This window comes from Burkholderia sp. BCC1047 (assembly GCF_902833155.1).
Taxonomy (GTDB): Bacteria; Pseudomonadota; Gammaproteobacteria; order Burkholderiales; family Burkholderiaceae; genus Burkholderia; species Burkholderia sola.
In genome coordinates this window covers 206,554-221,162 of sequence record NZ_CADFEH010000008.1, presented here as the reverse complement: position 1 = coordinate 221,162, position 14,609 = coordinate 206,554, and the positions used below count along the sequence as shown (strand labels likewise).

Sequence of the window (14,609 nt, the reverse complement as noted above, 5' to 3'; positions counted from 1 at the left end):
CAGCAAATCGCCTGGCGCCTCGTGTTCGTAGCGCTGAACGGGTTCGCGCGGTTGCAGGTCGCTCAACCGGGATAGCCCAGCACGCGCCAGTACGCGGCTGACGGTCGAGGCAGACACGCCTGCCTGTCGGGCGATCTGGCGCTGCAGCAAGCGCTGCTGGCGCAATTCCACGATCAGCAAGGCCGTCGCCGGAGCGATTGAACGCGGGGAGCGGGCCGGGCGCGACGAGGCATCAGCCAGCGCTGGTGCACCACCGACCAAATAGCGGCCCAGCCATTTACGCACGGTCGGCGCTGTCACGCCATGATCGGCTGCGGCCTGCTGCACACTCGAACCGAATTCGGTGATCTCCTGAACCATCTCAAGTCGACGCGCGAAAGTGAGTCGGGCATTCTTATGGGTGTTCATCCGGCTGGGTTCCTGGAAGGTTGGGTGTTTGGCGACTTCCAGTCTCCCAGACTCAGTCCGGATGAACCATCGATACAACCTATTGAAGCTTCACAGCTAGCCGTTTTCCTCGCTGACAAACATCCCCCATTTTGAAGAGCACCTTCCTGCCGCGAGGGGCTAACAGTAAAAAATCGGCTCATTACACTGCGCCCGTCGCATCGCCGAGCAGTCTCGACGCGGCACAGACGCAGCGCGGAAGCGTTACGACCGGCAAACGAAAGATTTGGGGGTAAATCGTCATGAACAAGCGTTGGGGGATCGTCGCACCCGCCGCGTTGCTTGCTGCAGCCGCTCATGCGCAGAGCAGCGTGACCCTGTACGGCAAGATCGAGGACGGTATCAACTACACGAGCAACGCACGCGGCCACGGAACCGTGCAACTGCAAAGCGGCTATGACTACGGGAGCCGCTGGGGCATCAAGGGCACGGAAGACCTTGGCGCGGGCTACCAGGCGATTTTCACGCTCGAGAGCGGTTTCGACGTCAACACCGGCAAAATGAACCAGGGTGGTCGGGAGTTCGGCCGCCAGGCCTTCGTCGGCATCGCGTCGGATCGATACGGCACGCTGACGTTCGGTCGCCAGTACGACCCGAGCGTCGATCTCTTCTCGCCGCTCACCGCGAACGGCAACTGGACGGGCTACCTGTTCTCGCATCCGTACGACAACGACAACACCGACTACTCGTTCCGCGTGAATAACGCGGTCAAGTACGTGTCGCCGGTGTGGCACGGCGTGACCGCGGAGGCGATGTACGGGTTCAGCAATCAGGCGGGCGGTTTCGCGAACAACCGCCTGTATGGCGCCGCGCTGCAATACCAGCAGGGCGGGCTGACGGTCGGCGCGTCGTATTTGAAGATCAACAACGCACGCAATGCCGACTCGACCGGCGCGATCACCGGCGACAACACGTTCGATGCGTCGTCGCAGCAGAACATCGGCATCGGCGTGAATTATGCGTTCTCGAATGCGCTCGTGGGATTCACGTATTCGCACGTCGACGTCTACGACCCGACTTCGAACGCGTATTTCACCGGCACGACGCAGCCGGCGGGCGGTGCATGGAAATCGTGGAAATTCGACAACTTCGAGGTGAACGGACTCTATCACTTCACGACTGCGTTTTACGTCGGCGCGGCATACACGTACACGCAGGCCCGCGTCGCGTCGACGATCGGCGCGTTCAATCCGAAGTGGCATCAGCTGAGCACGAAGGTGAATTACGACTTGTCGAAACGCACGTCGGTATTTGTCGAGGGCGTCTATCAGCATGCGATGAACGCGCACACGGGAACCGACTTCGACTACGCGTACATTCCGGGCGCCGCCGATATCTCGTCAGGCCCGAATCAATATGTCGCACGTATCGCGCTGCTGCATCACTTCTGATGCCCATGCCCCGTTCGACACGACGCGCCGGCGTTTCCTGGCGCCGTGCGCGATTAGAGCGGAAGCACGGAAGTCTGCTTGATCTTCTGCATCGGAATCTCGGTCTTCACGCTCTGCACGCCTTCGATCCGGGTCAGGTGGTCGATCTGGAGTTGCCGATAGGCGTCGATATCGGCGGTCACGACACGCAGCAGGCAATCGCAATCGCCCGCCATCAAGTGGCACTCGAGCACCTGCGGAAGACGCTGAACCGCTTCGGTGAAACGGTCGACGGTTTTCGCGTCCTGGCTCGTCAGCCAGATGCGGACGAAGACGGTCAATCCCGCGCCGATCTTCGATGCGTCGAGCAGCGCCGCGTAGCGCTCGATGACGCCCGCCTGTTCCAGCTGCTTGACCCGACGCAGGCACGGTGACGGCGATAGCCCCACCTTCTGCGCCAGTTCCACGTTCTGGATTCGTCCGTCTTCCTGAAGCACGTTCAGAATGCGACGGTCCATTTCGTCCAGTTCGATGACGGCCATTGATCGGACCTATTCGGTTGAGGCACGCGGTGCCCGGGTTTTCGGGTTTTGAAGCATGGAATTGCTAAATCGCGCCCATCTTAAGGCGAACACGCAACCTGAAATTATTTTTTTTACGATAAATTTTTGCCCGTAGCAGCCGGGACGGTCCCGCTGCCGATCAAGGGGCAAACGATGAGCACCGATTCCGTCCAGCACTTCGAATTCGAACAAAATCCTCACCCCGTCGCGGCGGCCGAGCGCGCCGCGCTGCTCGCCAATCCCGGTTTCGGCCGGGTCTTCACGGATCACATGGTGACGATCCGGTACTCGGCGGACGAAGGGTGGCATCACGCGAAAATCGGGCCGCGCGAACCGTTCCGGTTCGATCCGGCGACGCTCGTGCTGCACTACGCGCAGGAAATCTTCGAGGGCTTGAAAGCCTTCCGGCTGCCGGACGGCGGCGCGGCGTTGTTCCGTCCCGATGCGAATGCGCGGCGCTTTCGTCATTCGGCCGAGCGGCTCTCGATGGCGCCGTTGCCGGAGACGATGTTCGTCGAATCGGTACGTGCGCTGGTCCGCGCCGACCGCGACTGGATTCCGGCGTTCGACGGCGCGGCGCTGTATTTGCGGCCGTTCATGATCGCGACGGAGGCGGTGCTGGGCGTGAAGCCGTCGCCGGAGTATCTGTACTGCGTGATCGCGACGCCGGTCGGGGCGTACTTCAAGAGCGGCGCGTCGGGCGTGACGCTGTGGGTGTCCGAGCAGTACACGCGGGCGGCGCCGGGCGGCACGGGCGACGCGAAATGCGGCGGCAACTACGCGGCGAGCCTGGCCGCACAGGCGGAGGCGACTCGCGAAGGCTGCGAGCAGGTGGTGTTTCTCGATGCGGTCGAACGCCGCTGGATCGAGGAACTGGGCGGGATGAACGTGTTCTTCGTGTTCGACGACGGGTCGATCCAGACGCCGCCGCTGAACGGGACGATTCTGCCGGGCATCACGCGCGCGTCGTTGATCACGCTGGCTCGGGAACTGAATTACACGGTGCGGGAGGAGGGCTACACGATCGAGCAGTGGCAGGCGGACGCGCGCAGCGGTCGGCTGGTCGAGGCGTTCGCGTGCGGCACGGCGGCGGTCGTGACGGCGATCGGCCGGGTGAAGGGTCGCGCGTACGACTTCACGATCGGCGAAGGCGGCGCGGGGCCGGTCACGTCGCGGCTGAAGGCGGCGCTGCTCGATATCCAGAACGGGCGCGAAGCCGATCGCCACGGCTGGGTGGACCGCGTGTTTTGAGTTCGGCACGGCGGCCGTCGCGTGTCGTGGCGGCCGTCCTGAAAGCTGCGGCCGGCATGCCGGCCGGCACCCGACGTGCGCCCTCCTGGAATGCTCCGATCATGTCAGCTGTTTCGTTGTCACGCGCCATTGACCGCTTGTTCATTGTCGACCCCGGTCTTCATCGGCTGCTGGGCGGTGCGCGCGCCGCACTGGCGAGCGTGCTTGCCGGCGCGCTCGGCATTGCGTCGGCGCTGCATCTCGGTCTCGCGATCACCACGGGCGCCGTGGGCATCCTGTTCGCGATGATCGCGCCGCTCTTCCTGCGCGATGCTCGCCGGCTGGACTGGTATGAATCGCTGGCGTGGCAATACGGCGTCGCATGCGCGAGTTTCGCCGCGGCCGCCGTCGCGAGTGCGTGGCCAGCGGTCGGCAAGGCGGGTTTCGTGATCGTCCTGTTCTGTTCGATGCTGTGCCAGACCCAAGGGCCGCGTACGATCGGATGTGCGTTCCTGGCGATCGCGATGTACTACCTCGGCCTTTATCTGCATCCGGCCGCGCTACAGGTCGGCCACATGCTGGCGATGTCGATCGCGGGCCCGGCGGGCGTCGTGCTCGTCTGCCGGATGCTGTTGCCGACGCATGCGGCGCACACGCCCCGGCTCACCGCGCGCTCGGTATCGCTGCACGCGGCATGCATTGCGCGAAGCGACGTGTCGGACGCGGGCGAGTTCGATGCGATGGCGCATTTGCTCGCGTTGAACGAAGCCGCCATCGCGCTCGAGAATCATGCGTCGACATTCGATGAACGCGACGCGCGTGCATTGCACGCCGCGCTCGTCGCATTGGAGATCGCGGCCGCCCGGCGCGTGCTGAACCATGACCGGACGGATGCCGCCGCCGCGGCGCTACGCGCGGCGATTGCGCGTTTCGATGCCGTCGCCGGCGACGTGGCGGCGCGCAGGACCGCCACACGTCCGCCCGCGTCCCCGCCGCATGCGCGTGCGGTTCGGTGGGGCGCCGGCTGGCGCACGCTTGCATGGTTGCCGGCGGTCCGCGCCGTGGCGGCTGCGTGCGCCGCGATGTTGATCGGCGAGACGCTGTCGTCGGAGCGATGGATGTGGGCGGTGCTCAGCACGTTCGTCGTATTCTTTGGTACGTATTCGTGCGCTGACACGATCTATCGCGGCGCGCAACGCGTCGCTGGCACGCTCGCCGGCGCACTCGCGAGCGTACTCGTCGTCAGCGCCGTTCATCATGCGAATGCAGTCGTGGTCATCGTCATGGGCGTGTGTGTGTTTGCCTGGGCGTACCACATCCTGCATGCCTACGGGCGCGGCGTATTCTTTTTGACGGTGCTGATCGGCGTCGTCTATGCGCAACTGGGGTTCGAGATCGGAACGCTTGCGGAACTGCGTATCGGCGAGGTGTTGATCGGCTGTGCGGTTTCGCTCGCGGCGGCGCTGCTGGTGATGCCGCTGGCGGCATCGCGCCACATCGCGACGCGCTCGCACAACCTGTTGGCGGCGCTGCGCGAACTCGTGCACGAACACGACGACGGCACGCGGTCGCAGGCGGCGCAGACGCGCATGGCCGATCGTCGTTTTCACGACGTGCGGATGGCGATCAGGCCGTTGGCTGCGTGGAGCATGTTCCGCGTATCCGGCGATGCGCGACGGTTGTCGGACACGCTACTGTCTTGCTGGCTGCATGGCCGAATCGTCGCGACGCTCCTGCCTGCTGAAGCCGACGGCTCGGTTGTCGGATTCGAACGGCATTCACGCGCAGCCATCGTCACGCGAATCGATGCGTTGATGGACGATCTGGATCACAGTCGGTCGATGCGACTCGACGCGGCTGCGAACGTGGGGCACGGAACGCTCGCGATATCCGGTGATCGTCCGTTACCGGCCCATCCGGAACTGGCTCGGCTCGACGCGAAGCTGACCGAACTCAACCGCGCATTCGAGGACGCGCTGTTCGGAAAAACGACGGGCGAGGACCGGTCGCATCGCTCCGACCGCAGCGTTCTCGCCACCGATGTTCGGGAAGCGATACGTTGTTCAGGCATCTGAAGCATCGAGCGCCAGCCGGATGGCATCGCGTGTCCTGCGTGCCGCCACGGCTGCCTGCATCGTGCGGAACAGCGCGACGAATTCCGCGTTGGCATCGAGGTCCAGTGCGGCGAACGGTTTTGAGTCGAGGATCGCGAGCGGATCGCCGCTTCGCACACGATCGAGATCCGCTGCATCGAACTGCGGTTCGCTGACGACGAACGGGTTGCCGAGATCGTCGACACCCTTCAGGTAATGCCGAAAGCAAGCCAGCAGCAGAGCTTCGCGGCGCATGTCGCCGTTGCGCGCGACCAGTGCCCCGATGGTCTTTGCATGAAACACCGGGATCTTCGAGGCGCCGTCGTGCGCGACGCGCAGCAACTGGTCGCCGAGCGCGGCGTTGCGGAAGCGCGCGAGCGTGCTTTGAGCATAGGCGTGCGCGGACACGCCGTGCGGTAGCGTGACGATCGGAGCGACGTCCCGGGTCAGGAAGGTGTCGAGCAGCGCGGCGAGATCGCGATCAGCCATTGCGTCATGGACGAAACGATGCCCCAACAGAATCGCCGGGTAAGCGAGCAACATGTGAGAAGCGTTCAGCATGCGCCCCTTCATGGCCTCGTACGTATGGACGTCGTCGCGCAATTCGACGCCCGCGGCGTCGAATGCCGGACGTCCGGCGCTGAAACTGTCCTCGACCACCCATTGCGAGAACGATTCGGCAACGACGGGTGCCGTGTCGTCGATGCCTGACGACTGGTTGGCGCGCAGGCGGGCCGCGTTCGTCACCTGCGGCGCGATTCGATCGACCATGCTGTTCGGGAACGCCACGTAACGCTCGATCCACGCAGCGAGATCGACGTCGACCGCACGTGCGAAATCGAGTACGGCGCGTCGCGCGGTATCGCCGTTACTGCGCAGGTTGTCACAGGACATCACGGTGAAGGGCAGTACGTTGGCGGCTCGACGCCGTCTGAGCGCTTCGACGATGAACCCGAACGCGGTACGGGGTGGTCCCCCCAGCAGATCGTGCGCGACGTCGGGCGTATCGAATCGAAATGCGCCGGTCGTCTCGTCGAGGTTGTAACCGCCTTCCGTGATGGTCAGCGAGACGATCCGGATCGCCGGATCGGCAAGGCGGGTCAGTACGGCCTCCGGATCGCCCGGTGCGTGCAGATACTCGATCATTGCACCGATGACGCGCACTGTCGTCGTGCCATCGCTCGAGAACTCCGTCAGCGTATAGAGGCAATCCTGTGCGCGGAGCGCGTCGGCCTTTGCGACCGAGGTCGGGCCGTTACCCAGTCCGATTCCGCATATTGCCCATTTTTCGTGACCGGGCAGATGCAGCACGTGATCGATGTAGCGCGCCTGATGGGCGCGATGGAAGTTGCCGACGCCGATATGCGCGATGCCTGCGGTCAGGCGACGACGGTCGTAGGCGGGAACGGCGACGTGCGGTGCCACGCGTCCGAGCGTCGCATCGGAGAGCGGATGGGGCGCGCCGTCTTCGCGCGCCAGAGGGGAGGCGTTGTCGTTCATGATCGCGAGGTGTGTCTGGTTCGAGGAAGGTCAGGCGCGCATGCGCAAAGCGGGTGTCGTGCCGTGCATGTGTTGCAGCCAGCGCTCGACGAGCGACGGCAGCGCGGCCATGTCCTCGAAGACGACGTACGCACCCGCGGCGCGCAACTTGTCCGCTTGCGTTCGTGCCGCATGCGCGGCGCCCACGAAACCGAGTACGGTCATGCCGGCGGCAATCGCGGCTGCCGTACCGGTCGCGCTGTCCTCGACGACGATGCACCGTTCGGGCGCGACATGCATGCGACGGGCGGCGGCCAGATAGACATCGGGCGCGGGCTTGGGCGAGGGCACCTGGTCCGCCGTGAACAAGCGTTCGCCGAACATGTCGGCCAGGCCGATCCGTTCGACCACGCTGCGCACGTAGGCAAGATCGCTGTTGCTCGCACACGCCTTGACGAGCGGGATGGCGGCGAACGCGTCGCGCACGCCGTCGATGGCCGGTGCATTCACCGCGTTTGCGTGAACGTCCGCGCGAATCGCCACGAGCGTGTCGTCGTCGAGCGGCCGATCGACGATGGTGGCGACCGTGCGCAGCAGTTGCTCGGCGCGCATGCCGAGGAGGGGACGCACGACGTCGCGAAGGCCGGACAGCCCCCAGAGGTGCTCGAGGCGCGTCACGATGATGCGTTCGGCGATGGCCTCGCTATTGACGAGCACGCCGTCGCAATCGCTGATCAGCGCGTGGTCGGAAAGCTCACGCATGTCGGTGAGTTCGTTCATGTCGGTTTCCGTGACGAGAAGGCGGGATGGACGTAACTGGCTTGAGCGGGGGCGATCATGAATGGTGCGGCCCGAAGGTTCCGCGCTTCAATGCGCGTTCGATGTCCTCGAGACTGCGACCGCGCGTTTCCGGCACCATGAAGAAGATGAACACCCAGGCGAGCGCGTTGAGACACGCGTACGCCCACATCGCCCCGCCGACACCGAGCCATTGGGTCACGGTCAGCGCGGTGCCGGTCAGCAAGAGGTTCGAGCCCCATAGCATTGCCGCGTGCGCGCCGGTGGCCTGGTTGCGAATCGCGACGGGGTAGATTTCGGCGCCCGTGAGCCAGCCGATGACCTGGATGCCGCCGGCGTTGAACACCATGAACGCGATCAGGCAGATGACGATCCACAGTTGCTGCATGGGCCAAACGAAGTCGCCGCGCAGCAGGCAGCCAAGCAGCACGAGGCTGGCTGCCGCGACGGGCAGCGTCGCCAGGCTGAGCGCGCGGCGGCCGACATGGTCGACGATCAGCTTGCCGATGAAGGTCATCACGAGATACGTGATGGCGACGCCGAGTGCGGCCCACAGCGATGCCGACGCGCCGAATCCCGCGTCGCGAAGGAACGTCGGCGTGTAATAGATCATCATCTCGATGCCGCTGAGCTGGGTGAACGCGGCGACGCCGAGGCCGGCAACGAGGGCGGGGCGTACCCAGCGCTCGCGCATCGTGCGCCAGCCCGACGTCGCGCTGTCCTGCTGTCGCTCGACCACATCCTGAATATCGGCAATCTCGTGCCGGACGGCCGCCTGGGATTCCCGCACCTTCGACAACTCGCCATGCGCGTCGGCGATGCGATCCTGCTCGACAAGCCAGCGCGGGCTGCGCGGCAGTCGCGTCATGCCGACCATCAGGATCACCGACGGGACGACCGCGATGCCGATCATCGCGCGCCAGGAAAACAGGTCGTTACCCGCGACGCCGATCAATGCCGCGAGCAAGATGCCGATGCCGATCGATACGTTGAAGTAGGTGACCAGGCGACCGCGCTTGTGCGGCTCCGCGAGTTCCGCGATGTAGGTCGGCACGATCTGCGTCGAGCCGCCGACCGCGAATCCGAGCACGAGCCGGGAAGCGGCAAGGGACCAGACGTCGGGCGAGAGCGCGGCAGCCAGTACGCCAACCGCATAAATCGCCGACACGATCGTAATGGTCTTGCGGCGTCCGAGTACGGCTGACATGCGGGTGCCGGCCAGCGCACCGATCACCGCGCCGAGCAGGATCGCCGCGGCGACGAGTTCCTGTGCGCGGTAGTCGAGCGCGAACTCTCGCGCGATGAGGGGCAGCGCGCCCGAAATGATGCCGGTGTCGTATCCATAGAGCCCGCCGGCGATCGCCGCGATCGATGCGACGGTACGCATGTAGGCGGACGGGGCGGGCCGGGGGCGGGCCGCGGGTGTGTCGGGAAGGGCGGAATCAGAAGCCATGACGGTTTTCCTTGTGATGCGGTTCGTCGCACGGGCGAACGAACGCGTAACGTGACGGCATGTGCCCACTCCGGTAACCGGCGCCGCCGCACGTGCGGCGGCGCGTCGCTGAAGTCGCGGAGCGGGAAGTCGCGGACGGGCGCTCAGGCGAGCGCGTGGACGTGGCCGGGCGGCGTGCCGCCGCGTCGGGCATATGGCACGCGCCGACAGGAGGGACTTCCGGTTTGTACGTGGGGTGATTGCTTCGTCATGTCGGGCACCGGGTAGGGACATCGCTCACGGCCCGTCCAAACCGGTTTGGATCGAAGGCGCGACGATTCCTCTGGTTGAGCACGATCTGGAGCCGCACTTTGGAGCAAGGCGCCAGTGTCTCCTCTGGCGCTTCACGGCCTGCGTTGCAGGCGAACGATTCCGCCGTTGCCGGGGGAGTCGTGACGGTATTTCGGCGGACCAACAGGTCAGGCGCCGAAACAGGGGATGCCAGCCGAGAGGGGCTGGCGGGCTATGGTCTCGTGGCGCGCGCTACAGGGAGCACGTCGCCCGAGGCATGAACAATTATCCAGAATAAGAGCAAAAGATCAAGTTTACGAAATTATGCCTCGGCGAGCGGCCAGATAAGGGTGTGGGAAGTCGATGATCCGGCCCTTTCACGTGCGCTCGAGCATCTTGATCGCCGCGGCGGCGGCTCCCGCACGGGTCTCGACATGCAACTTGCGGAATAGGTGTTCGAGATGCTTGTTCACCGTGCGCGCGGCGATGCCCAGAATGTCGCCGATATCGCGGTTCGTCTTGCCGTGCGACACCCAGAGCAGCACTTCGGCCTCCCGCATGGTCAGGCCGAAGCGTTCGGCGAGCGCATTGCAATGCACCGTGTCGTCTCTTTCCTTGAGGATCACGATCCATTCACCCGGCTCCGGACCGAGCGTCGCACTGGCCGAGCGGCGTATCTGGCCCGAGCCGAATTCGTGCACGGCGTCGCCCTGGGCGCCGCGCGCGAGCCAGTCGATGAACCAGGTGCGCAGCGGCGCAGGCAGTTTCGGCGGCGCATCGGTATCGCGCGCGTTCGTGGTTTGCGCCGCATCGGAGCGGTCGTCATCCGCGGCCGTGTATGCAGCGATATGATGCGCCGCCTGAGGGCTCTGCCACCGAATCGTGCCGTCCGCGCCGACGATCAGCGCCGCGCGCGTGTCGAGCGACAGTGCGGCCTCCGCATACAACTGTGCGCGTGAACGCCGCACGTGGGCGCCGATGCGCGCGCACAACTCCTCGGGCTGCACCGGCTTGGTCACGTAATCGATGCCGCCCACGCGAAAGCCGCGTACGACGTGCTCGCTTTCCGTCAATGCAGTCATGAAGATGACGGGCAGATGCTCGTGCCGTCCGTCCTGCTTGATGCGCACACAGGTTTCGAAGCCGTCCATGCCGGGCATCATTGCGTCGAGCAACACTACGTCGGGCGTCACGCGCGCGAGGCGTTTGAGCGCGTCCTCGCCGGACAGCGCGACGATCACCGCGTAGCCGTTCGCCTGCAGCGTATCGGAGAGAAAGGCGAGGTTCTCCGGCGTATCGTCGACGATCAATATCATGGGCCGTTCGCGCAGCCACGCGGCCGGAGCCTCGACGATCGGGGAGGCCGCGATCGGGGTGTGCGCGTCATGCGTCCGCGCCGCGCGCGAGTCGGTCAAGTTCATGCTCGAGTTCCCTTAGCTGAAAACGTTCCGCCAACGAGCGCAACGCGTCGATTTGATCCCGCAACGCGGGCCAGGCCTCACGGGCGGCGTCGAGCTGTTCGATCACGCCCTGTACGTAGCCGACTTCGAGATGCGCATGCAGATGCTCGACGAGCCCGCGCGGCCACACGGCGGGCGTGAGCGGCGGTGTCGCGACCGGTGCGCTCGCGCCGGTATCGGACGCGATCCAGTCGAGTGCAAGCAGTTGCGCAAGCTTGTCGAGCAGCAGATTCACCTGCAGCGGTTTCACCAGATAACCCTTGCATCCGGTCGCGCTCGCGCGATCTCGGTCGTCGGCGAATGCGTTGGCGGAGAGCAGCACGATGGGCGCGCCCGACAACTGATTCTCGGAGATCAGGCGGCTGGTCTCGTAGCCGTCCATCAACGGCATCGAAATGTCCATGATGATCGCGTCCGCCGTGTGCATCGCCAGCCAGCGCAGCGCATCGGTGCCGCTGGCCGCTTCGGCGACGTCGAAGCCGAGCGGCGTCAGCAATTGCACGACGATGTCGCGCTGGTCGTCGAGGTCGTCGACCACGAGAATGGTGCGGCGCGCACCCGTATAGCCGCGAATCGACGCGAGTTCGGTCGGGGTTTCGGCCGCCGCGTCGACGGCCGGGGCGAACAGGCGCACCACGAAGCGCGTGCCGTGGCCGACTTCGCTGTCCACTTCGAGGCTGCCGCCGAGCGCGTGCGTGAGCAGGCGGCAGATCGTGAGTCCGAGGCCGGCGCCGTGATCGTACGCATGGGCCGCTTCGCCGCGTTCGAACGGCAGGAACAGGCGCTCCATTTCGGCGGGCGGGATGCCGGGGCCGGTATCGATCACCTCGAACTTGAGCGTATCGAGCCCGTGACTCACGCGCAGCGTGATCGTGCCGCTCGACGTGAAGCGGATCGCATTGCCGATCAGGTTCGTGAGGATCTGGCTCATGCACTTCTGGTCGGTGCGCACGGTGGCGGGCAGTCGGCCGACCGTCCGCACGTCGAAGGCGAGCGCCTTTTCGAGCGCCTGCGGACGGAGCATCGACGTCAGATGCGCGACGAAATCGGCGAGCGATACCTTGGCGATGTTCAACTGAAGCTTGCCCGCCTCGATGCGCGCGATGTCGAGCAGACCGTCGACGAGCGCGAGCAAATGCTCGCCGCTGCGATGGATCGTGCGCACGGCGTTGTAGCGCGTGGGCGTGAGTTCTTCCTTCGCCTGCAGCAGCAACTGCGTGTAGCCGAGAATGCTGTTCAGCGGCGTGCGCAACTCGTGGCTCAAGCCGGACACGTAACGGCTCTTGGCCTGATTGGCCGATTCCGCGGCGGCGGTCGCGCGCTTGAGCGCCGCGTCGGTTTTCTGATGCGCGTCGATTTCCAGCATCAGCAATTCGTTTTGCCGCTGCGATTCTTCCTGCGTGACACGACGGTTTTCGCGCTCGAGCACGAACCACCAGGCCGCGATGCAGCCCACCAGCGAGAGCGCGAGAAAGATATTCAGAAAACTGCCCGAGAGCGCATGGCCGATCGACGGTCCGGCGGCGCTCATCGACGTCGCGCTCTGCGACCAGATCAGATAGAGCACGCTCCCCAGCACCGCGAGCATCGCGAACACGAGGCTCGCATAGTGGATCAGGCGTAGCGCGGCGGGGCCGAGTCGCGCACCGGGCAGCACGCGATGCAGCGCGCGGCCGGCCTGCGACGCGAAGCGCGCGTGCGGCTTGCAGCGGTCGTGGCAGCGCGAGTCGAGCGAGCAGCACAGCGAGCAGATCGTGCCGCCATAGGCCGGGCAGTACGCCGTATCGTAGGGTTCGAAGGTGTTTTCGCAGATCGCGCAGCGCAGCGAGGTGGCGTCGCCGGTCGGTTGCGCGGCGCGGGCAATGTAATAGCGACCGCGTGTGAGTACCGCGAGCATCGGCGCGCACGCGAACGCCACGCCGAACGCGATGAACGACGACATCGCCTGGGCGAGCGCGCCGAACAGGCCGCTATGCGCGAGCATCGCGACGGCGGCCGCGATCAGCATCGCGCCGACGCCCACGGGGTTCACATCGTAGAGGTGCGCGCGCTTGAACTCGATATGTCGCGGGCTATAGCCGAGCGGCTTGTTGATGACGAGATCGGCGAACAACGCGCCGATCCACGCGATCGCGATGTTCGCGTAGAGCGACAGCACCTTGGCGATCGCATCGAACACGCCCATTTCCACGAGCAGCAACGCGATCATGACGTTGAACACGAGCCACACCACGCGGCCCGGATGGCTGTGCGTGAGCCGCGCGAAAAAATTGGACCACGCGAGCGAGCCCGCATAGGCGTTGGTCACGTTGATCTTCAACTGCGAGACGATCACGAACAGCGTCATCGCGGGCAGCGCCCAGCTCGCGAGCCCCAACGGATCGAGCAGCAGATGATAGGCGACGAGGTACATCTGCGTCGGCTGGGTGGCGTGGCCGGCATCGACTTCGTACTGGAGCGCGATGAAGGCGAGCAATGCGCCGCCCAGCATCTTGAGCGCGCCGGGCACGATCCAGCCCGGCCCCGTCGAGAGCAGCGCGAACCACCAGCGCGTGCGGTTCTTCGCGGTGAGCGGCGGCAGGAAGCGCAGATAGTCGACCTGTTCTCCCACCTGCACGATCAGCGCGAACACGACCGTCGACGCCTGACCGAAGGCGATCAGGCTGAACGCGCGACCTTGCGGGGCAAAGCCCGCGAAGGTGGTCCATTGCGCGATCAGGTCGGGATGGCGCCACAGCACGGCGGCGTAGGGCAGCACGAACAACACGAGCCACAGCGGCTGCGTCCAGCTTTGCAGGCGGTTGATCAGCGTGATGCCGAACATGACGATCGGAATCACCACGAGCGAACTCACGACGTAGGCGATCGCCAGCGAAATATGGAAATACAGCTGGAGCGCCAGCGACATGATGGCCGCTTCGAGCGCGAAAAAAATGAACGTGAACACCGCGTACAGCAGCGACGTGACCGTCGAGCCGATATAGCCGAAGCCCGCGCCGCGCGTGAGCAGGTCCATGTCGACGCCGTAGCGCGCCGCGTAATAGCTGATGGGCAAACTGGTCAGCCAGATCAGCACGGAGACGGCCGCGATGGCCCAAAACGCGTTCGTGAAGCCGTAGTTGACGACGAGACTGCCGCCGATCGCCTCCAGCACCAGAAACGACACCGCGCCGATCGCCGTATTGGCCACGCGCAACTCCGACCAGCGCCGGAACGAGCGCGGCGTGAAGCGCAGCGCGTAGTCCTCGAGGGTTTCGTCGCCGACCCACGCGTTGTAGTCGCGGCGCACCTTGACGATGCGTTGGGTACCGGGCGCGCCCATTGACGGGTGACTCTGGGACATGAAGATGATCCGAATTGGTGCGAAAGCGGCACGAGCGGGGCGCGAACGGCGTAACGGCGGACCACGCCGCTCAGGATCGCCCTGCAATGCAAATTACATTCCA

General features: G+C 65.2%; 10 protein-coding genes. 3 read left to right on the top strand and 7 right to left on the bottom strand.

What is annotated here, in order from left to right:
• The coding region (locus HWX55_RS11835) for a leucine zipper domain-containing protein (RefSeq protein ID WP_175975734.1) at positions 1 to 408 on the bottom strand (408 nt) is incomplete at its 3' end.
• Between the two features lie 281 nt (positions 409 to 689).
• Here HWX55_RS11835 and HWX55_RS11830 point away from each other — a divergent pair.
• On the top strand, positions 690 to 1,838 hold the full coding sequence (locus tag HWX55_RS11830) for a porin (protein ID WP_175975733.1): 1,149 nt from the start codon (positions 690 to 692) through the stop codon (positions 1,836 to 1,838).
• A gap of 53 nt (positions 1,839 to 1,891) precedes the next feature.
• Here the strand turns inward: HWX55_RS11830 and HWX55_RS11825 are convergent, their stop codons facing one another.
• Positions 1,892 to 2,350: an Lrp/AsnC family transcriptional regulator gene (locus tag HWX55_RS11825; protein WP_050012095.1), complete on the bottom strand. Its 459-nt coding sequence runs from the start codon at positions 2,348 to 2,350 to the stop codon at positions 1,892 to 1,894.
• Between the two features lie 183 nt (positions 2,351 to 2,533).
• On the opposite strand from HWX55_RS11825, the gene HWX55_RS11820 reads away from it, so the two are divergent.
• Together HWX55_RS11820 and HWX55_RS11815 are read left to right on the top strand one after the other, a co-directional pair.
• Positions 2,534 to 3,631 (top strand): branched-chain amino acid aminotransferase, encoded by a 1,098-nt coding sequence (locus tag HWX55_RS11820; RefSeq protein WP_175975732.1) that lies wholly within the window; start codon positions 2,534 to 2,536, stop codon positions 3,629 to 3,631.
• Between the two features lie 137 nt (positions 3,632 to 3,768).
• Entirely contained in the window at positions 3,769 to 5,685 is a 1,917-nt protein-coding gene (locus tag HWX55_RS11815) for an FUSC family protein (protein WP_244140541.1), read from the top strand.
• On the opposite strand, the gene HWX55_RS11810 is transcribed toward HWX55_RS11815, so the two are convergent.
• The 5 genes from HWX55_RS11810 to HWX55_RS11790 form a co-directional block, all read right to left on the bottom strand.
• Positions 5,674 to 7,203 carry a mannitol dehydrogenase family protein gene (locus HWX55_RS11810; RefSeq protein ID WP_175975731.1) on the bottom strand — a complete coding sequence of 510 codons (1,530 nt, stop codon included), beginning with the start codon at positions 7,201 to 7,203 and terminating at the stop codon, positions 5,674 to 5,676. The genes HWX55_RS11815 and HWX55_RS11810 overlap by 12 nt on opposite strands.
• A 30-nt stretch (positions 7,204 to 7,233) precedes the next feature.
• Positions 7,234 to 7,962, bottom strand: coding sequence for an HAD-IA family hydrolase (locus HWX55_RS11805; protein WP_175975730.1), 729 nt, complete (start codon positions 7,960 to 7,962; stop codon positions 7,234 to 7,236).
• Positions 7,963 to 8,017: 55 nt separating this feature from the next.
• A complete protein-coding gene (locus tag HWX55_RS11800; protein ID WP_175975729.1) occupies positions 8,018 to 9,433 on the bottom strand; it encodes a sugar porter family MFS transporter in 1,416 nt (471 codons plus the stop codon).
• A 647-nt stretch (positions 9,434 to 10,080) separates the two neighbouring features.
• A complete protein-coding gene (locus HWX55_RS11795) occupies positions 10,081 to 11,019 on the bottom strand; it encodes a response regulator (RefSeq protein ID WP_175975742.1) in 939 nt (312 codons plus the stop codon).
• Positions 11,020 to 11,086: 67 nt separating this feature from the next.
• The gene (locus HWX55_RS11790) at positions 11,087 to 14,506 is read right to left on the bottom strand and encodes an ATP-binding protein (protein WP_175975728.1); all 3,420 of its coding nucleotides are present in this window, start codon (positions 14,504 to 14,506) and stop codon (positions 11,087 to 11,089) included.
• Positions 14,507 to 14,609 lie beyond the last annotated feature (103 nt).